This is a genomic window from Acinetobacter sp. NIPH 284 (genome assembly GCF_000369425.1).
In the GTDB taxonomy this organism is placed as follows: Bacteria; Pseudomonadota; Gammaproteobacteria; order Pseudomonadales; family Moraxellaceae; genus Acinetobacter.
In genome coordinates this window covers 138413-157515 of the sequence record NZ_KB850009.1, presented here as the reverse complement: position 1 = coordinate 157515, position 19103 = coordinate 138413, and the positions used below count along the sequence as shown (strand labels likewise).

At 39.1% G+C, this 19103-nt stretch carries 23 protein-coding genes; 14 read left to right on the top strand and 9 right to left on the bottom strand.

The features are described from left to right. Nucleotides 1-84 precede the first annotated feature (84 nt). The 6 genes from F908_RS01645 to rplS all read left to right on the top strand — a co-directional run bounded on the left by F908_RS01645 (nucleotide 85) and on the right by rplS (nucleotide 3403). Nucleotides 85-564 carry a type IV pilin protein gene (locus F908_RS01645; protein WP_416201902.1) on the top strand — a complete coding sequence of 160 codons (480 nt, stop codon included), beginning with the start codon at nucleotides 85-87 and terminating at the stop codon, nucleotides 562-564. Further along, entirely contained in the window at nucleotides 564-1019 is a 456-nt protein-coding gene (locus F908_RS01640; protein ID WP_034602582.1) for a type IV pilin protein, read from the top strand. The genes F908_RS01645 and F908_RS01640 overlap by 1 nt, the downstream gene beginning before the upstream one ends. Nucleotides 1020-1226: 207 nt before the next feature. Continuing rightward, nucleotides 1227-1484, top strand: a complete 258-nt coding sequence (gene rpsP, locus F908_RS01635) for a 30S ribosomal protein S16 (protein WP_004660208.1) — start codon at nucleotides 1227-1229, stop codon at nucleotides 1482-1484. A gap of 16 nt (nucleotides 1485-1500) precedes the next feature. Beyond that, complete coding sequence (rimM, locus tag F908_RS01630; RefSeq protein ID WP_005156501.1) at nucleotides 1501-2049, top strand: ribosome maturation factor RimM; 549 nt, start codon at nucleotides 1501-1503, stop codon at nucleotides 2047-2049. 45 nt (nucleotides 2050-2094) lie between these two features. Beyond that, on the top strand, nucleotides 2095-2835 hold the full coding sequence (gene trmD / locus F908_RS01625) for a tRNA (guanosine(37)-N1)-methyltransferase TrmD (protein WP_005156498.1): 741 nt from the start codon (nucleotides 2095-2097) through the stop codon (nucleotides 2833-2835). A gap of 196 nt (nucleotides 2836-3031) precedes the next feature. After that, a complete protein-coding gene (gene rplS, locus F908_RS01620) occupies nucleotides 3032-3403 on the top strand; it encodes a 50S ribosomal protein L19 (RefSeq protein ID WP_004660214.1) in 372 nt (123 codons plus the stop codon). A 58-nt stretch (nucleotides 3404-3461) separates the two neighbouring features. Here rplS and F908_RS01615 read toward each other — a convergent pair whose 3' ends face one another. Together F908_RS01615 and F908_RS01610 are read right to left on the bottom strand one after the other, a co-directional pair. Beyond that, complete coding sequence (locus F908_RS01615) at nucleotides 3462-4433, bottom strand: lipase family alpha/beta hydrolase (RefSeq protein WP_005156495.1); 972 nt, start codon at nucleotides 4431-4433, stop codon at nucleotides 3462-3464. Between the two features lie 105 nt (nucleotides 4434-4538). Beyond that, nucleotides 4539-5582 carry a lipase secretion chaperone gene (locus F908_RS01610; RefSeq protein ID WP_005156492.1) on the bottom strand — a complete coding sequence of 348 codons (1044 nt, stop codon included), beginning with the start codon at nucleotides 5580-5582 and terminating at the stop codon, nucleotides 4539-4541. A gap of 137 nt (nucleotides 5583-5719) precedes the next feature. Here F908_RS01610 and truB point away from each other — a divergent pair, with 137 nt between their 5' ends. From truB to F908_RS01595, 3 genes are all read left to right on the top strand, one after another. Beyond that, complete coding sequence (gene truB, locus F908_RS01605) at nucleotides 5720-6613, top strand: tRNA pseudouridine(55) synthase TruB (RefSeq protein WP_005156489.1); 894 nt, start codon at nucleotides 5720-5722, stop codon at nucleotides 6611-6613. Between the two features lie 11 nt (nucleotides 6614-6624). Next, nucleotides 6625-7395 (top strand): sulfite exporter TauE/SafE family protein, encoded by a 771-nt coding sequence (locus tag F908_RS01600; RefSeq protein ID WP_005156485.1) that lies wholly within the window; start codon nucleotides 6625-6627, stop codon nucleotides 7393-7395. A 150-nt stretch (nucleotides 7396-7545) separates the two neighbouring features. Then, a complete protein-coding gene (locus tag F908_RS01595; protein ID WP_005156482.1) occupies nucleotides 7546-7992 on the top strand; it encodes a hemerythrin domain-containing protein in 447 nt (148 codons plus the stop codon). Between the two features lie 31 nt (nucleotides 7993-8023). Here F908_RS01595 and F908_RS01590 read toward each other — a convergent pair whose 3' ends face one another. The 3 genes from F908_RS01590 to serA form a co-directional block, all read right to left on the bottom strand. Continuing rightward, on the bottom strand, nucleotides 8024-8890 hold the full coding sequence (locus tag F908_RS01590) for an EamA family transporter (protein WP_005156480.1): 867 nt from the start codon (nucleotides 8888-8890) through the stop codon (nucleotides 8024-8026). 93 nt (nucleotides 8891-8983) lie between these two features. After that, complete coding sequence (locus tag F908_RS01585; RefSeq protein ID WP_005156479.1) at nucleotides 8984-9853, bottom strand: EamA family transporter; 870 nt, start codon at nucleotides 9851-9853, stop codon at nucleotides 8984-8986. Nucleotides 9854-9962: 109 nt separating this feature from the next. Continuing rightward, nucleotides 9963-11195: a phosphoglycerate dehydrogenase gene (serA, locus tag F908_RS01580; protein ID WP_005156478.1), complete on the bottom strand. Its 1233-nt coding sequence runs from the start codon at nucleotides 11193-11195 to the stop codon at nucleotides 9963-9965. 358 nt (nucleotides 11196-11553) lie between these two features. On the opposite strand from serA, the gene F908_RS01575 reads away from it, so the two are divergent. The 3 genes from F908_RS01575 (at nucleotide 11554) to F908_RS01565 (ending at nucleotide 14201) form a co-directional block, all read left to right on the top strand. Then, nucleotides 11554-12963: an FAD-binding oxidoreductase gene (locus tag F908_RS01575; protein ID WP_005156477.1), complete on the top strand. Its 1410-nt coding sequence runs from the start codon at nucleotides 11554-11556 to the stop codon at nucleotides 12961-12963. A 75-nt stretch (nucleotides 12964-13038) separates the two neighbouring features. After that, nucleotides 13039-13443 carry a hypothetical protein gene (locus F908_RS01570; protein ID WP_005156476.1) on the top strand — a complete coding sequence of 135 codons (405 nt, stop codon included), beginning with the start codon at nucleotides 13039-13041 and terminating at the stop codon, nucleotides 13441-13443. Beyond that, on the top strand, nucleotides 13440-14201 hold the full coding sequence (locus tag F908_RS01565; RefSeq protein ID WP_005156475.1) for a nucleotidyltransferase domain-containing protein: 762 nt from the start codon (nucleotides 13440-13442) through the stop codon (nucleotides 14199-14201). The genes F908_RS01570 and F908_RS01565 overlap by 4 nt, the downstream gene beginning before the upstream one ends. A gap of 104 nt (nucleotides 14202-14305) precedes the next feature. Here the strand turns inward: F908_RS01565 and F908_RS01560 are convergent, their stop codons facing one another. The 3 genes from F908_RS01560 to F908_RS01550 form a co-directional block, all read right to left on the bottom strand. Further along, nucleotides 14306-14620, bottom strand: coding sequence for a putative quinol monooxygenase (locus F908_RS01560; protein WP_005156462.1), 315 nt, complete (start codon nucleotides 14618-14620; stop codon nucleotides 14306-14308). A 12-nt stretch (nucleotides 14621-14632) separates the two neighbouring features. Beyond that, complete coding sequence (locus tag F908_RS01555; protein WP_005156454.1) at nucleotides 14633-15223, bottom strand: NAD(P)H-dependent oxidoreductase; 591 nt, start codon at nucleotides 15221-15223, stop codon at nucleotides 14633-14635. Nucleotides 15224-15331: 108 nt separating this feature from the next. Beyond that, entirely contained in the window at nucleotides 15332-16204 is an 873-nt protein-coding gene (locus F908_RS01550) for a DUF4349 domain-containing protein (protein ID WP_005156452.1), read from the bottom strand. A gap of 182 nt (nucleotides 16205-16386) precedes the next feature. Here F908_RS01550 and F908_RS01545 point away from each other — a divergent pair, with 182 nt between their 5' ends. Continuing rightward, nucleotides 16387-16758: a hypothetical protein gene (locus F908_RS01545; RefSeq protein WP_005156450.1), complete on the top strand. Its 372-nt coding sequence runs from the start codon at nucleotides 16387-16389 to the stop codon at nucleotides 16756-16758. A gap of 348 nt (nucleotides 16759-17106) precedes the next feature. Next, nucleotides 17107-18336 (top strand): chloramphenicol efflux MFS transporter CraA, encoded by a 1230-nt coding sequence (locus F908_RS01540; RefSeq protein ID WP_171063529.1) that lies wholly within the window; start codon nucleotides 17107-17109, stop codon nucleotides 18334-18336. 98 nt (nucleotides 18337-18434) lie between these two features. Here the strand turns inward: F908_RS01540 and sodC are convergent, their stop codons facing one another. Next, nucleotides 18435-19016, bottom strand: a complete 582-nt coding sequence (gene sodC / locus F908_RS01535; RefSeq protein WP_005156438.1) for a superoxide dismutase family protein — start codon at nucleotides 19014-19016, stop codon at nucleotides 18435-18437. Nucleotides 19017-19103: the final 87 nt, after the last annotated feature.

Genomic DNA, 19103 nt, shown 5'->3' with positions numbered 1-19103 from the left:
AAACAGCACGCTTGTGTAGTTTCTCCAACGACTTGTAACAGTCGTTTGGGGAAGCCAACGCGAGGTTTTACCTTAATTGAGCTTATGATTGTGGTTGCAATTATTGCAATTATTGCTGCAATTGCATTTCCTAGTTATCAAGCATATACAAGGCGGTCGAGCGAGTCTTTGGCACAGCAAGAAATGCAAAAAATTGCTGAGCAATTAGAACGTCATAAAGCCAAAAATTTCACCTATAGAGATTTTGATCCGAACTTTATATATGGCGTATCTGGTGCGATGACATCAGTCACTTTACCAAGAGGCGCGGCAGGTGGAGCCATTAAGTATACGATCACAATTCGCGATGCAGAGGCGCCAAGCTTATTATTAACAGATGCAACTGTACCTCCTGTAATTCGAGCGCGTGGTTGGGCAATGAGAGCAACAGCTGCAGATGCAAGAAGCTATAATTTATTAATGACGAGTACGGGGTTACGTTGTAAAAATAAAACATCAGCTAACATTCAATTTAATACAACAACGAAAATGTGGGAATGTGGAGTGGGAGGCGAAAATTGGTAATATTAAATCAACGAGGCTTTACGCTTATAGAATTAATGATTGTCGTTGCGATTATCGGTATCTTAGCTGCTATTGCTTATCCAGCCTATGGGCAATATAAAGTCAGAGTTAATCGTGCAGATGCTCAAAAAGAAATGATGACTATTGCTCACCATTTAACAACTTATAAAATGGCGAATCAAACATTTGCTGGCCGTACTGCCATGAATATCTATGGTGCAACAACCATTCCTAGAACGAATCCTTTGTATGATATCGCACTAACCGATGTGGATGGTACAGCGTTAACTGGTACAGGTGCAAAAGTACGCACATGGTTGTTGGTGGCGACGCCAAGAGCTAGCACTGCACAAGCGGGAAATGGCGTTATTTGCCTAAATGATCAAGGTCAAAAATTTTGGGCAAAGGGTGCTACGGCGTGTACCTTGAATGCGACATCCAAATGGGACGATTGATATTTAACTATTGAAAACAAAACCAAAGAGCATCATTAGATGCTCTTTTTACTTTTAGGTCTTATAAATTCAAAACTGTGGATAACTTAAATTTAAGCTTTATTTCGCCTCAAATATAACGTAAAATATCGCCCTCTATGAAAGGGGTTTGAAGTGTTGCCGATGGTCGGCGCAGGGATAATCCGTAAAAATTATAAGGTTGTTCTCATGGTTGTTATTCGTTTAGCGCGCGGTGGTGCAAAAAAACGTCCATTCTATCAAATCATTGTAACTGATAGCCGCAATGCACGTGATGGTCGTTTCATCGAGCGTATTGGTTTCTTTAACCCAACTGCACAAGGTAAAGCTGAAAAAGTTCGTTTAGATGCTGACCGTTTTGCTCATTGGGTTGCTCAAGGTGCTCAACCTTCAGATCGCGTTGCTTCTTTAGCTGCTCAAGCTAAAAAAGCTGCAACTACTGCATAATTGTCGTAGGTAGCCCATGACATCAACACAGAATGTGCCAGAAGATCGAATTCAGATTGGACAGTTACGTTCAGCGTATGGATTGAATGGGTGGCTCTGGGTTTACTCAAATACTGAACCTATGAGTAATATGTTTGACTACCTTCCTTGGTACATCGAGACTAAGGCAGGTTGGCAAACCATAGATGTAAAACGTTGGAAACCACATGGCAAAGGCTTGGTTGTTGCATTAAAAGGCGTGAATGATCGCACAGGTGCAGAAAACTTAGTTGGTGCAAATATCTGGATTGCCAAATCTCAGCTTCCTAAAGCAGATGTAGACGAGTATTACTGGTCTGATCTTAAAGGTCTAACAGTGTTAGGTCTTGATGATGAAGAACAAGAAGTGAATCTCGGTCAAATCTACGAACTGTTTGAAACTGGTGCTAATGATGTCATGGTCGTGAAAGCGACACCTGATAGTATTGATGCTGAAGAGCGAATGATTCCTTGGCATAAAGATGTGGTACAACGCGTTGATCTTGAAGCTGGTCGTATTTACGTCAATTGGGGCGTAGACTACTAATCCTTTTTGGAATAGTAGCGCAGCAGGAAAATAAAGGAGTCTGCGGTGTTTTTTGCAGTCATCACATTATTTCCTGAAATGTTTGAAGCGATTACAGCGCACGGAATTAGCGGGCGTGCAGCAAAGCGTGACATCGTGCAAGTGACTTGCATTAATCCACGAGATTTTGCCGAGGGCAACTACAAACGAGTGGATGAACGTCCTTTCGGTGGTGGTCCTGGTATGGTGATGATGGCTGAGCCTTTGGCAAAAGCGATTAACCATGCCAAACAACTTGCAGTGCAAGCAGGCTGTGTTCATGCGCCAGTGGTGTATATGTCACCGCAAGGGAAAACCTTAAATGAGCAGGCAGTACAACAATTCGTTGATTATGATGGTTTGATTGTATTGTGTGGGCGTTATGAAGGGGTTGATGAACGCTTAATCCAGCATTATGTTGATCAAGAGTGGTCAATTGGGGATTACGTATTATCTGGTGGTGAACTACCTGCGATGGTGTTGCTTGATAGTATTATTCGCCGTTTGCCGAATGTCATGTCTGACGAGCAATCAGCGATCCAAGATTCTTTTGTGGATGGTTTATTAGACTGTCCGCAATATACAAAACCTGACCATTTTGAAGGGTTGGATGTGCCTGAGGTACTTAAATCAGGACATCATGCCAATATCGAAAAATGGCGTTTTTTGCAGCGTTATCAGCGTACTTTAGATCGACGACCAGAGTTGGTGGAAAAAGTTGAGTTGACTAAACAGCAAAAAAAATGGCTTAAAAATTCGCAAGACTAAACTGTTAGAAGTTTGTGTTTGCAACAGACGAGAAGCTTTGCTTCGAGTTACTACTTAAACTGAGTTTAAGTTGAAAATAGGCTCTTTAGGGTAATTTTGCTTTAAAGGGAAAGTTAAACGAGCGATATGCGTTTTAGCCTCTATCCTCAGCGGTGTAAGAGACCTCTTCTCTCCCGCAAATATTGGAGATTCCACAATGAGTGGTAAACATCCTTTAGTTCAAGCTGTTGAAAATGCACAGTTAAAAACTGATATCCCTGCTTTTGCTCCTGGTGACACTGTTATCGTTCAAGTTAAAGTAAAAGAGGGTGATCGTGAGCGTCTTCAAGCATTTGAAGGTGTTGTAATCGCGAAGAAAAACCGTGGTTTAAACTCTGCTTTCACAGTTCGTAAAATCTCTAGCGGTGTTGGTGTTGAGCGTGTTTTCCAAACTCACTCTCCAATCGTCGCTAAAATCGAAGTGAAACGTCGTGGTGACGTTCGTCGCGCTAAACTTTACTACCTACGCGAGTTGTCTGGTAAAGCTGCACGTATTCGTGAAAAGTTACCAGCTCGTAAACAAGGTTAATTTTAACTTTGTTGTAAAGCAAAAAAATGCGCCTTTGGCGCATTTTTTTATGTCTGCTCTATAGTCCTTGTAATTTTAGTCGATTGGCATGTTGACGATAAATATCAATTGGATTAGGTGCAAACAGTGATTTCAAACCTAAAACCTGATTCACCTCATCTGCATGATTCCAAGGGAGATTATCTCTAATTGTACGTCCAAACTTAGCGCTACAACGGCTGACCATACCATCATTATCTCCTTTAATATCGACAATTAGGCTCGTACCTGCAAATAGGAGATCAAGAGGGTCAAGAATGTTTGTGACGGCTTGAGTCCCTGAGAATGAATACATATATATTCCTTTCTCTTGATAATTACCTTCGCCACATGTTGTAGTTGGTACGCCCATTGGGAATCGTGTATTGAATTGGGTTGAACCTTCTACCGAAATACTACGTCCAGCGGCTAAAGCATCGTGAGGATAGCTTTTTGGATCAAGTCCTTGTGACCATGTAATCGCTCCTGAGAAAAAGTTCACGACGGCAGAGCCAGCTGTACCTAAGATAGTACCATCTACATTCATAATTAAACTAGCGACAGGTGAACCCTTATGAGTGCCACTTACACTGGTTAATGATGCAACTTTATTTGGCATAATGCCAGCCACGTAACGGATCGTTGGACCGCCTTGGCTATGACCAATTAAATTAACTTTAGGTTGCCCAGTAATTGCAATAATTTCTTCAACTTGTTGCGCAAGTTGTTCACCACGAATTTCATTTGAGTTAAAAGGTGAAAGTCGTGTCGCCCAGACATTTGCACCATTACGAGCAAGGTCAGGTAGGATTTGATGCCAGTAATCAACGCCTAGAGGATCACTTCCTACACGTGAAAAACCTGCGACACCATGTACAAAGACCATCGGGTATTTGGTTTTTGCATAAGTAGAGGAGGCCGTACCTGTAACTTGTGTTGCGTTTGATGCGTAGCTTGTTGATACGCCCATTGCTATCATGGATAGTGCAAGACAGCGGATTAGTTTTTGCATGATATTTCTCTCGATTTTTGTTTTCATCAGGGTCTTGATGTTCTTGTGAACTGACATTGCATCCTTGCTAAATCGCATTATTTCAATGTCTTGTATTACGTGTTCCTAGTTGCTAAAAGGTAAGGTGCCTCCTTGGTCATGAACCGTTTCAAATGTTTGTAGACGTTGCTGTTCCTGTGGAGACTGGAACTGTTGTTGTTTGAGCTGTTGAATGGCTTGATCCTTGGCTGAAGTGCTCATATTGCTATCTACAATGGTTTTACGCTCATCAAGATAGGCTTGAACTCGCTGTTTCCAATCAGATCGTTGTTGATCAAGCTGCTCTAAACGCTGAGTAGCAGCCTCTCCAACCAGATTGACCCGCATATCCCGAAGTTCCTGCGCTGAACCATTTCTGGCCTTGATTTGTGCAGTTAATGAACGTAAATCATCGAGCTTAGATAAATCTCTGAGGTTATCTTGCCAATCTTGAGGAAGCTGCTCAAAACGTTGTTGTAGTTGTTTTGCTTTCGCTGATGCATCTAATCCGTTATTTTCTAGAATTTTCATGCGATCAAGGGTGTATTGTTGATAGATATCCTCTGATCCAAACAGTCCCTCAATTTCGGTATTTGAAAAAAAACGCTGCTTTAAATCATGCATCGAATTAAAAATAGTTTGAAAATATTGATAGCTTTCCTGAGCAGGCTGATGCACCTGTAACTTACTCAGCTCTTTGCGATAATCTACATAGCGTGACCACAAGGCTAAAATCTGCTGTTGTTGTGAAGCTTGAAATGTTTTAGCGATATAAAGCTGAAAGTTATGCCGAATTTCATCAATATTTCGCTCGCCGTATTGAGAAATAAAATACTCAAAACAATTCCGCGTGCGTTCATTCACAATTAAATGCTGAGCGCTATTGAATTGTAATTTGCAGTCAATCTCAGTATCCATTTGGCTAGTGCTATTAAAAGAAGTATCGAGTTGATTGATATTCTTTGGACTCTTATGCAGCTGTGATGGATTACTGTTGTTGCTATATTCATCAGTTGAGTTAAGTGATTGCTGAGACTGATTTGGATATAACCAATACAATACACTCAGCGTGACTGCTGAAATGATCAATAAGCTACATAATAATGCTATTTTTTTTCCATTTTTATTCATTAAGCATAATCCATTTGCTTTTAATTTCGGAAACGAATATAAATTTATCATAAATGTTGTTTTTTTGAGCGTTTAATTTTTAAAAATCCGATGAATAGTTTTGATAAAATACCGTTTTATACTTTGACTTTTCATTTATGAAAAAAAGCTCTTATCGCCATCTGAGTGGTGTTTTTTTGCTTAATAAGCCCTTGGGTTTAAGTTCCAATTCCGCACTTCAAAAAGTACGTCGACTTTTTAATGCACAGAAAGCAGGACATACAGGTGCTTTAGATCCGCTTGCAACAGGTTTATTACCGATTTGCTTAGGGGAGGCAACCAAGTTTTCGCATTATTTATTGGATTCTACCAAGCGTTATCAAACAACAGTAAAACTTGGACAAACAACTGCTACGGGTGATGTTGAAGGGGAAATTCTTCAACAAAGAGATGTGCCCGCATTAACTGAAGCTAATATTGAACAGGTTCTAGAACAGTTGCGTGGTGATATCAAGCAAGTGCCACCGATGTATTCGGCACTGAAACGAGAAGGTCGCCCTTTGTATGAGTTAGCGCGCCAAGGAATTGAAATTGAGCGTGAAGCGCGTCCAGTCACTATTTATGAACTCAAGCTTTTAAGTTTTACCGAAGACAGTTTGACCTTAGATGTGACGTGTTCTAAAGGAACTTACATCCGAGTGTTAGGTGAAGATATTGGTGAAGCTTTGGGCTGCGGTGGACATTTAACAAAATTACATCGTACTCAAACGGGTCATTTTGAAATTAATCCAAGTTATACCATCGAATATTTAGAAGGGCTTACTCAGGAACAGCGGGATGCATTATTGTTGCCTGTTTATGCACCTGTTGAGCATTTTCCACGGGTTCAATTACCCGAAGGGCGTGAAAAATATTTTGGTAATGGTCAAGAAAGTAATATTGAGCACGAAGCTGCTGCTGAAGTATTGGTATTCGATGGTGAGCGTTGTTTAGGCTTAGCTGAAATTACAGATAAAAAGCGTCTTGTGCCAAAACGTTTGTTGAATTTATAGAGTTAGTGTTGATGGAATGGGAGCTGATTCTGAGTCTAGTGTTCTTTGCATTCTATGCGGGAACCATTGATGCGGCAGTTGGTGGTGGTGGGTTAATTCAGATTCCAGCATTAATGGGTGCATTACCACAAACGGCTCCTGCAACATTATTTGGAACAAATAAACTTGCCTCTATTTTTGGAACGGGTTCAGCAGCTTTTTCATTTGTACGTCGAGTAAAGTTGCAGTGGTCATTATTATGGGTGATCGCAATTTTTGCTTTTGTCAGTGCGTATGTAGGTGCAGCCTGCGTTTCATTGGTGCCTACTCATATATTAAGACCGATTGTCTTAGTCATGCTGATTGTGATCGCGATATATACCTTTATGAAAAAGCAATTTGGGCAAGTACATGTTGATCAACACATCACACCAAAATTATTATTTTTTGCCGCATTGGGTAGTTTAGCGATCGGTTTCTATGATGGAATCTTTGGTCCTGGTACAGGTAGCTTCTTTATCTTCTTTTTTATTCGCTTTCTTCAAGTCGATTTTTTACATGCTTCTGCATTATCCAAGATTGGCAATTTTATGACTAATCTGGCGGCACTGAGTTTTTTTATTCCCGCAGGGCATATCTTCTTTCAGCTTGGTTTTATGATGGCGGCTGCCAATATTGCAGGTTCATTATTGGGTGTACGTTTGGCTTTGAAATACGGTAGTGGTTTTATTCGTATTTTATTTTTGATTTTGGTCAGTATTTTAATTTGTCGGTTGACTTATCAAATTTTTGTTGCAGTTTAATCTATAAAAATAAACTTTCCATACAAAAACCTACGCAAACATCGCTGTTTAAAAAAGTATCATTTTTTAATATGAAAGCTCAGCCAAACAGATCAACTAGATAAGAATTGAAGTAAGTGTTGATTATGCTAGCCATCGCAGAGGTAAAGAATGAATATATTTGAGGCACTCAGAGAAAGCCACGAACAACAACGTAACTTAGCTGAACGATTAATTCAGACCAGCGGACATACTCAAGAAAGGGAAGATTTATTTAAACAGCTTAAGAATGAACTCTATGCGCATTCAGTTGCCGAAGACCGTTATTTATATATTCCTCTAATGTTTGATGATGTGGGTTTAGACATTACCCGCCATGCTTTATCTGAGCATCATGAAATGGATGAACTGGTTGAAAAATTAGAAGAAACTGATATGAGTAATCCGAGTTGGTTAGCAACAGCAAAACAATTAAGTGAAAAGGTGCATCATCATTTAAAAGAAGAGGAACATAAGTTTTTCCAACAAGCAGGAAAAATTTTGGCAGATAGTGAAAAGGAAAAATTAGGTAAGAAATATCTAGCTGAATATAAAAAATATAAAATTTCAGATGCCTAATTTTTCTCTATTTAAAGTTTAAGAAGTGATCTTACTGTGGTTGTGATTTTTCACCACGTAAGGTCACTCCAATTGATGCGATCATGATACAAAGAAGAGCGATCCATTGAATCAAACTAATTTGCTCATGCAGTATGAAGAGTCCTGCTAATGCTGCTAAAGCAGGTGCAAGACTCGTCAGTGTTCCATAACTGAGTTTGCTTAACCGTTTCAATGCCATCAAATCAAGCGCATAGGGAATGGCGGTGGCTAATACTGCAATCACTAGGGCTTTGCTCCAATATTGCGTATCGATTAAGGCAGGCGTGTTGTTCCAAAGTCCGAATGGTAATAAGGTCAGTGCAGACAAACCAATCGCAATAGTAAGCGCATGCATCCCAATATTTTGTTGTACCACGCGATGCCCAAAATAAATATACAAGGCCCAAAAGAGTCCAGCACTTAAAGCGCAAGCAGCTCCAAAATAGGAGAAATTTTCCGAGTTCGCATCGTGCCAAGGAACCATTAATGCGATTCCTAAGATAGCAAAAACCACCCAAATATAATCACTGCGCTTTTTGATTGATAGTAATGCTAATCCTAAAGGACCGATGAATTCTAGACCTACAGCAATCCCTTGAGGTAGTTTGCCTAAAGATGTATAGAACAAAATATTCATACAACCTAAGGATGCACTATAAAGTAATAAATCACGCCATTTTAAATACTTTAGCTTAGATAATACTTTCCATGAGCGGAACATGATCGCAACCAAAATCGTTGCAAAGCAGAGTCGTAGAATCGTGACGGTCAGTGGATCAAGTGTTGCAATAAGTTGTTTGGCAAATGAAGCGCTGATTTGATAAGACACCATGGAAAGAACCATGTACAGCACCGCGACCAACTGGATATTTTTCATGAAAGATCTACAAAAGCAAAGTAAAAAATACCTACAAAATAGGTGGTTTGATTATAAGATGAAGACAGTACATCGTGATGGAACGCTTTCATTTTATTTATTCACTTTTTGCTGTCGAGCATGTTGAGTGGTAAATGTACAACCGATCGATGCGATGATAATCGTGCCAAGCGCAAGCCATTGATTCCACAATAAAGTCTCACCCAGAAAAATAAATCCTGATAATGCAGCTACGGCAGGTTCAAGACTCATGAGTGTTCCAAAACTTAAAGGAGTTAGGCTTCTTAATGCGATCATTTCTACAGTAAAGGGCAATGCACTTGCTAAGATTGCCAGTCCAATAAAATAGTAGATATTTGGCAATTCAATGACACGATCAAGCGCCCCTGAAAAGATGGCGAAAGGTAATAAACATAGCATACCAATACTCATGCCTAAACAAACGGTATGATTACCTGAAATACCTGATGGTTTTTGACCTGCGATAATGTATAGCGCCCAACATGCACCCGCAGCCACAGCGAAAAATACACCGACTAAATCTAAATGTTGTTGTGCTTGTTGTAGAGGAAATAGCAATACTAAACCTAGAATGGCGCAACCCACCCAAATAAAATCATAGCGCTGTCGTGCGTGAAATAGTGCAACACTTAAAGGGCCGATAAACTCAAAGGCAACCGCTAAGCCCAAAGGTAAACGCTCTAGTGATAAATAAAACAGGGCGTTCATTCCAGCAAGTGCAAAACCATAGCTGAGAATTGCTTTCCAACGAACCACTTTGAAGTTGATGGTCCAAATTTTAAAAATTACCGCTAAAATGAGTGCACCAAAAAACAGACGCATGGCTGATACGGTAAGGACTGGAAAATTTTGGAACAAAATTTTGGCTAAAGAACCGCTTCCTTGTACACACAACATGGCAATCATTAATAACAATAAGGCATGAAGTGGGGTTTTTAACATTAGAGAAGCAACTTATTATTTGAACAATTGGTATATTATTCACATAATAATTCAAATGCGAATAAAAAAGCCACAGCAAGTGCCGTGGCTTTTGAGTGAATTGTCTAAATTAGAACAATACACGTACTCGGATTGTACCTTCTACATTATGTAGAGTATCCAAAGCTTCTTGAGATGCAGAAGCATCAACATCCATTACCAAGTAACCGATATCACCTTTAGTCATTAAAGATTGACCAGAGATATTGATTCCTTGTTCAGCGAACAATGTATTGATCTTAGACAATACACCAGGAACGTTTTTGTGGATGTGAAGTAAACGATGTTGACCATCAGAAAGTGGTAATGCGATTTCTGGGAAGTTCACCGCAGAAAGTGTCATACCTTTATCTGAATACGCAACGAATTTTTCAGCAACTTCTAAACCGATGTTTGCTTGCGCTTCCATCGTAGAACCACCCACGTGCGGTGTTAAAATCACGTTGTCCAAGCCGCGAAGTGGAGATTGGAATTCTTCACCATTTGCTTTTGGCTCTTTCGGGAATACGTCGACCGCTGCACCAGCGATGTGACCAGATTTAATCGCATCTGCCAAATCTTCAATGATGACACATGTACCACGTGCAGCATTAATGAAGATCGAACCTTCTTTCATTTTCGCGAACTGTTCTTTCTTGAAGAAGTTACGCGTAGAAGGAACATCTGGAACGTGTAAAGAAACTACATCAGCAGTTTCTAAAAGCTCATCCAATGAACCCACTTGGCGTGCATTACCTAACGGTAATTTAGTTACCGCATCATAATAGCAAACTTTCATACCTAAGCTTTCAGCTAAAACTGAAAGTTGTGAACCAATTGAACCGTAGCCAATAATACCTAGAGTCTTACCACGCGTTTCAAAAGAACCAACTGCAGATTTGTTCCAACCGCCTGCATGTGTATCTTTTGATTTTTCAGGTACACGACGAAGTAATAAAATTGCTTCGGCAAGAACCAATTCTGCAACCGAACGTGTATTTGAATATGGTGCGTTGAAAACAGGGATACCACGAGACATCGCTGCTTTTAAATCGACTTGGTTGGTACCGATACAGAAACAACCTACCGCAATCAATTTATTCGCTGCTTCAAAGATTTCTTCAGTCAATTGAGTACGCGAACGAATACCAACAAAATGAGCATCTTTGATCGCTTCTTTTAAAGCTTCACCTTCAAGTGCAGTTTTGTGGTAGTCGATGTTGGTATAACCCGCAGCGTTTAATGTATCGATGGCATTTTGGTGCACACCTTCTAACAAAAGGAAACGGATTTTGTCTTTAGGTAGTGATAGATGTTGGCTCATTACGGCTCCGCTACAAAGGCCAAAATTTAGTTGCAGTATCATAGCATAGAGCTTTGAGATATAGATATTTCGTTTAAAATTAGCTCAGCATAAATGTTGAGAATTTTTTCAGTTTCGAATGAATTTTAGGGTTTATACACATTTTGTTATGACACTATTGCCATCCTGTGCTTTATCCCTCGCTTGCTTACATGTAAAATAAGGAAATACGATAATCAAACTGATCAATTGAAAGTTTGATTCTTTCGCTAGCGTTTCTATATTTTGGATGTTTCCAGACCTTTTTTTGTAAGGTTTTGAAAGATATTATGTTGTTATCCAAAAGCCCTATATTTACTTCTTGCTAGGCCTGTAAACGATGAATGCTTCAGTCGCTTTGACACCTGAATTATTGACCCAATTGACGGCAATTGTAGGTGAAAACCGTATTAAAACCGATGCTGACAGTTTAGAAAATTGGGGGCGAGATCATACTAAACATTTTGATCCGAACCCATCAGTCATCGTTTTTCCATCAAGCACTGAACAAGTTCAGTCGATTGTAAAACTGGCGAACCGTTTTAAAGTGGCAATCACGCCATCAGGTGGTCGTACAGGTTTATCTGCTGGTGCGGTAGCGAACAATGGCGAGATCGTGATTAGCTTTGACAAGATGAATCAAATCTTAGAATTTTTGCCAGCAGATCGTATGGTTCGTGTTCAAGCAGGTGTGGTGACTGAACAACTGCAAAATTATGCTGAACAACAAGGCATGTATTACCCAGTGGACTTCGCTTCAGCTGGTTCAAGTCAAATCGGTGGAAACATTGGTACAAACGCGGGCGGTATTAAGGTCATTAAATATGGCATGACGCGTAATTGGGTACTTGGTTTGACAGTTGTGACGGGTAAAGGTGACATTTTACGTTTAAACAAAGGCATGATTAAAAATGCGACAGGCTATGCCTTACAGCATTTATTTATCGGCGGTGAAGGTACATTAGGTTTAATCACTGAAGCTGAAATTAAACTTGAGCGTCAACCACAAAACCTACAAGTGATGGTATTGGGTACGCCTGACTTTGAAGCAGTGATGCCTGTATTACATGCTTTCCAAAAAGAAATCGACTTAACTGCATTCGAATTCTTTGGTGAAGTGGCGATGCAAAAAGTATTGGATCGTGGTCATGTACAACGTCCATTTGAAACAACTTGCCCATTTTATGTATTACTCGAATTTGAAGCGCCGTATGAGCCGATCATGGACAAGGCAATGCAGATTTTTGAGCATTGTATGGAACAAGGTTGGGTGATTGATGGCGTAATGAGCCAAAGCTTAGAGCAAGCTCAAAGCTTATGGCGTTTACGTGAAGATATTTCGGAATCGATTGCGCCGTATATTCCTTATAAGAATGACATTTCAGTGTTGATTACGCATGTACCTGCGTTTATCTCAGAAATTGATGCGATCGTTTCACAAAACTATCCAGACTTTGAAATCTGCTGGTTCGGTCATATTGGTGACGGTAACTTGCACTTAAATATTTTAAAACCTGAAAACTTAACTAAAGATGAGTTTTTTGCGAAGTGTCAGGTAGTGAATAAATATGTGTTTGAGACGGTGAAAAAATATGATGGTTCGATCTCTGCCGAGCATGGTGTAGGGATGACTAAGAAACCATATTTAGAATATTCACGTTCGCCTGAAGAAATTGAATATATGAAAGCATTGAAGTTGGCGTTTGACCCGAATGGGATTATGAATCCAGGTAAATTATTTGATCTTTAATGCTTGATTAAAAAAAAGAATTTCTGTTAAAAGCGTATCGAAAGATGCGCTTTTTTTACGAAGGATTATAAATTTATGGGTATTTCTGATGAATTTAAAAAGTTTGGAGCAAAACAAAAAAATATACAGTGGTCTGTTTCAGCATTTAACGATAAAGATGAGTTAGTTGTTAGTATCTGGGGGCATCAGCCACTATTAGTATTTAATAAAGAAAGTCGTATACAGATATATAAAGATAAAGTATCAAGGTGGTCAGGGCTTGGAAATCAAGAGTTTAGAAAAAATATTGAAATCGCTTATCTTAAAAATTTAAAAGTTCGTCCAATTATTACGCTGTCTAAAAATTTTGAAGAAATTTTAAAAGGTATAGATGGAAGTCAATTTAAGAATACATTTAATGCAAAACTCAATTGGGTTGGAATAGTTAAATTATGGGATGGTGAAAATTTTATTATAGAGTTTGTAGAGGAAAAGACATGAACATCGAAAAAAATATCCAACAACTTTTTGAAAAGCGCCAAGACATTCCATTATTTTATATCGAAAGTGGCAGCCGTTTATGGGGTATGGCTAGCCCTGACAGTGACTATGATGTGCGTGGCTTCCATTTGCCGAGCAAAGATCAATATTTTGACTATAAAAAATACCGTGATTTGATTGAGATCATGGATGGGGATTTCGATTTCGTTTCATATGATCTCGATAAAATGTTTGGCTTATTGGCAAAAAGTAACCCAACAGTTCTGGAATGGGTGCGAGCGCATATTGTTTATTTTAATGCCTTTCCAGAATGGCAAACCTTTCGCGATGGACTGATTGAGCGAGTCGACTATAGTGCCTTGTATCACCACTACCTATCACTGGCAAAAGGTGGCATGAAAGTAATGCAAACTGCGGATAATTTTACTTATAAGAAAGTATTTTATTCGATCCGTGGTTTGATGTCGGCAGAGTTAGCAACCCAAGAAGTCATGCCTGAATTATTGATTACCGATTTATTTGCGCAAGTCTCTGAGCATGATCCATTACGTCATTGGGCAGAGGATTATTTAGAAATTAAAAAACAGCAGAAAGAAAAAGCCCAACTTCCTGAAGTGGAACAAGCCGCGATTCTGAATTTATTGGAAATCAAAATTGAGCAATTAGCCGCTAAAGAAATGCAAAAAGCTGATCGTCGAGAGGGCTTAGCGTGTTATTTAACTGAATATAGTCGCCATTTAAAACAATATTATTATTAATAAAATGATTCGCTTATTTATTATCTAAGTTCGGCTTAAATATTCAGTGAACGCATTTCTGAAGATTATATTTAATGTCGAACTTAGGTTAATGGTTTTATCTATTAAATCCCACTGTTTAGAATACGGATTTTCACATCAGCAACATGGTCTTTGGTTGCTTCAAAATGCTGCTGCATATGCGCAGTTTGCATATGTGCTTCGAGATGAGCAGTACTTTGCCATTTTTCTAACATCACAATGCTATTTTCATCTTGCGTCTGCATAGCAATCGCTGGCATGTGATCAATCAATGGGGCATAGCCATGACAACCATCCTCTGCCAGTACAGTTGGAATGATTTTTTGGAAAGCATCTAAAACTGCTTGGCGATGTTCTGCACCTGCATGTGTCTGAATTTCTGCAATAATCGTCAACATAGGATTTCTCTCTTAATGGGCCGTCGTAAAAAGCTGATCTAAATGGGCTTTGTACGCTTCGATGTAGCTTGGTACATCGGGCATTTTGATTACATCATTCACGATAAATGTAGGTAATGATTGCATACCCAAGAATTGATTGGCTTTATGGAAAGCTAAATACACACCATCAACGCCAACGCCGTGAAAGAATTGATCTGGATCAGTGAACGCTTCAATTGGTGCATTCCATGTCAACGACAACATGTATTTTTTATCTTGGAGCAAGCCACCTGAACCATATTTTTTCGATGCATCAGAACGGCTACGTCCATCACTGGCATAGAGTGAACCATGACCAATCGTAAAAATATCATCAATGTATTTTTTCATTGTCCATGGCGCGCCCATCCACCAGCCTGGCATTTGATAGATCACTACATCTGCCCATAAATATTTTTCAATTTCGGCTTGGATGTCATAGTCACTGTCGGTACGTGTCACTTGTACTGTATGACCCAAAGCTTTTAGATGTGATTCGGAAAAGTCAGTCAGGGTGTCATTCAATTCACCATTCGAGTGAGCGAATTGTTTAGCACCATTAATAATTAAAATATTGCTCATAAAATTAAACTCAAAAATAGATTTCTAAAACTTGAGTGCATTTTAGAGAATCTATTCATGAGTAAAAATGCGTAAATAAGCAAAATACTATTGATCAAAAATCAATAATTAGCTATTTTGTTTTCTAGATTTATAGGCTTTACGAATACACCAAACTGTAACAATTACAAGGAAAAATGCCCAGAATTGGATTAACCACAAAATAGTTTCTTTAAAATAAGAAAGCCCAATTTTGAATGCATCGGCTATCCGAGTCATTAAAGGTTCGCTATCGAGATGTGCAATACGATGAATGTTTAAATCTTGAGTTTTGCGAACTTGTGCTTGTTGAAAATATTCGATGCGTATTGTGCTGTAAGTCAAACGATCTTTGACTTCAAGTTGAGTCAATTGTTGAAGTTGATTATTGACTGTATTCGATGTGCTAGGGCTTTGATTTGCTGTATTAAGTTTTTCTTCTAACAGTTTCAGTTCATATCGCTTAGCTTCATAGCTTTGATTATTAAAGTTGAGCATCAAAGGCAATAGACTATTCAAAAAGGCAGTAACTTGTTCATTTGGAACACGAATCGTAAGTTGTACGGTAGGGATGATTTTTTCATAAACATCTATATGACCATCGAGACGTTCGCGCTGCGAACTATCACTAACCTGATAATTCACTTGTTTTTCTTCGATATAGCCATTTTGTTTGAGGAGTTGCTGTTCAAGTATAGCCGTCGTTTTTTGAACATCTTTGACTTCAAATTGCAGTTGAGCTGTTTTTACTAATTGTCGGCTTTGTTCTAGGGTGCTTTGCTGATCACTGAGCAATTGCGCAGGATTTTTTGCAGTCTGACTTTGAGATGTATCTTGCGCTGCGGCAACACTTTCAGTGGCCATTGCAGCCTCACCTGCAGGCGCTTCTTCCTTTTTTGAACAAGCAATTACTGAACTGCTTACGATTAAAATTAGAGTTAACTTTTTTGCTAAATCTGACATGTGTGTATGCCTAAAAATTTCTGATATTGATGTTATGGGTTTGTTTTATTTTGAGGATCACAATTGTTATCAAAGCATTGATAAATACAACAAATCTCTCATAGGTCGCATACATTTTGTTATTCGACAGTTCATTTTTGCATAGTAGCATAAAAGAATAATGCAAATCGGAAGACTACAAAATGCATAAACTTTGGATCATTTTAGGATGTGGAATTTTTTTGACTGCATGTAATCAACCGATTGCTCAGTCGCAACAACAAGCTGCTGTGCAAAAAAGTACAGCAATACATGCGGTTTTACTCGATCAACCAAATTTATTTCATGATGAAACTAATCTCAAAATTGACCAGCAGTTTAATCGTGCTGAAAACCCAACAGATGCGGAAATCACTGTTGAACAAGCGCAATTAGATGATTCTGTTGTAGCTATTCGTACCGAATATGAGTTAAAGCGTGATCAAGAAGTCTGGAAGATTGTAAATAAAAAACAAAGCTATCAGTGTGCGAGAGGGGACAATACCAATAAATTCCAGTTTGAATTGTGTTCCTGAATCTCATTGATAAATTGACGATGAGTAAAAACCAAACAAAAATGTGGATAACTTTTTGGTTATTCACATATCCACACAATTCATTTTATTGCTTAAATTGCAGGCATTTTTAAAAAGTGCTAAAGTTGCGCTTGTAAATTTTTACGATAGGTAAAATATTTACGAATCTCACGCAATTTATACACCTTGTGAATACGGTGTTTTCACATTTATTACATGCGTTCTCACTGCATGAAAATCAAAATTTAATTTAAATCAGAACCATAAAATGACGTGGTGCGGAATCTATTTTCTGTTTTTCAAGGAAATGGATGCACGCGAATTGGTTATTTTTGTGAATAGAACATGATGACGAACAATCAAAGCATGACGTTAAACCGTATAACGCTCATGTTTCCATTAGCTTTAGTGCTATTCGAATTTTCAGTCTATATTGGTAATGACTTAATTCAGCCAGCAATGTTGGCAATTACAGAACAATTCGGTGTTAGTGCAACATGGGCACCATCTTCCATGTCTTTTTATTTATTGGGTGGAGCAAGTGTTGCTTGGTTGCTTGGACCTCTGTCAGACCGTCTTGGACGTAAGAAAGTATTATTAGTAGGCGTGGCATTCTTTACGATCTGTTGTTTGCTCATCTTATTGACGCAGAATATCCAACAATTCCTGATTTTACGTTTCTTACAGGGAATTGGCCTTACGGTCATTTCGGCAGTGGGTTATGCTGCAATTCAGGAAACATTTGAGGAACGTGATGCCATTAAAGTGATGGCATTAATGGCCAATATTTCCTTGCTTGCGCCATTACTTGGGCCTGTTCTTGGTGCATTTCTGATTGATTATGTCTCTTGGCATTGGGGTTTTGTTGCGATTGCAATCGTTTCATTCCTGAGTTGGTTTGGTCTAAATAAATTTATGCCAGCAACCCAAGAGCGTCGAGCTAGACAACCTTTTATTTATATTTTTGATGATTTTAAAAAAGTATTCACCAATCGCCGTTTCTTGGGGTTAAGCATTGCTTTACCTTTGGTTGGGATGCCATTAATGCTGTGGATTGCGCTGTCACCCATCATCTTGGTCGATGAGTTAAAGCTCAGTAGTGTGCAATATGGTTTAGCGCAATTTCCTGTATTTTTTGGCTTAATTGCAGGGAATATTATCCTGATCAAAATCATTGATCGCTTTCCATTAGGCAAAACCATTTTGATGGGCTTACCGATTATGTTGCTCGGAACCTTATTTCTGGTATTAGGCGTGATTTGGCAAACTTATCTAGTGCCGTGTTTATTGATCGGTATGACCTTAATAAGCTTAGGAGAGGGGATTAGTTTTTCAGTTTTATATCGTTTTGCATTAATGTCTTCAGAAGTATCCAAAGGGACAGTCGCTGCGGCTGTTTCAATGCTATTGATGATGAGTTTCTTTGTGATTATAGAATTGGTGCGTGTACTTTATACGCATTTCCATATTTGGGCTTTTGCATTAGCGAGTGTCAGTTTGATCGGTTTTTGGTTTATGCAACCAAGAGCTGTGCTCAAACAAGTGATGCAAGAACGTAAAGCCGAGGGGATGCATTAATAAAAAAGCTGGGAAATTATCCCAGCTTTCAAATTTCTGTTTAAAACATCAACACAACTGTGGATATCTTTTAGGATACCCACAGTATTTAAATGTCCTTACTTAATCACACCACAGGCAACCCGATCTCCGCCACCGCCCAAAGGCTTAGGTGTATCTGAATAGTTATCGCCACCTGCGTGAATCATGATTGCCCGACCCTGAATATCGGTAAGTTTCAGGCGTGGGGCAAGCACAGGCGTTGTTGCAAAACCCTTGTCATTCACCGTTAGGGCTGGTAGATCACCTAAATGTCCATCCAGTGGCGTACCGTGATGGGCAACTTTCTCTGGGTTAAGATGCCCGCCCGCAGCGAGGGCGGCTCCCATTTTGCCCTCTTTTTCAGCAGCTTCACATGAGCCGTTTTCATGGATATGAAAACCATGTTCACCTGGGGAAAGTTTTCCAAGCGCAGGGGTAATTAATAAACCTTTTGCTGTTTGCTTAAATGTTACTGTTCCAATCGATGCACCTACACCTTTGGCATCGACTTGGTAAACTTGTATGAGTTGTTTCTGATCTGTTGTCGTTGGCTGTGTTTGAATTTTGGATGCATTGCTGTCTAAGTTAATAGACGAACACGCACTCATCATCAAAACCAAACTTGTCAGAACACAAGACTTTTGTACCGTTGAAATCATTGCAAATTATCCTTATCTATCAGCTTTATTTGTTTGATTCAAATAAACTATGGGATAACTCGCAAGTTGTCAGTAAGATTAAATGGT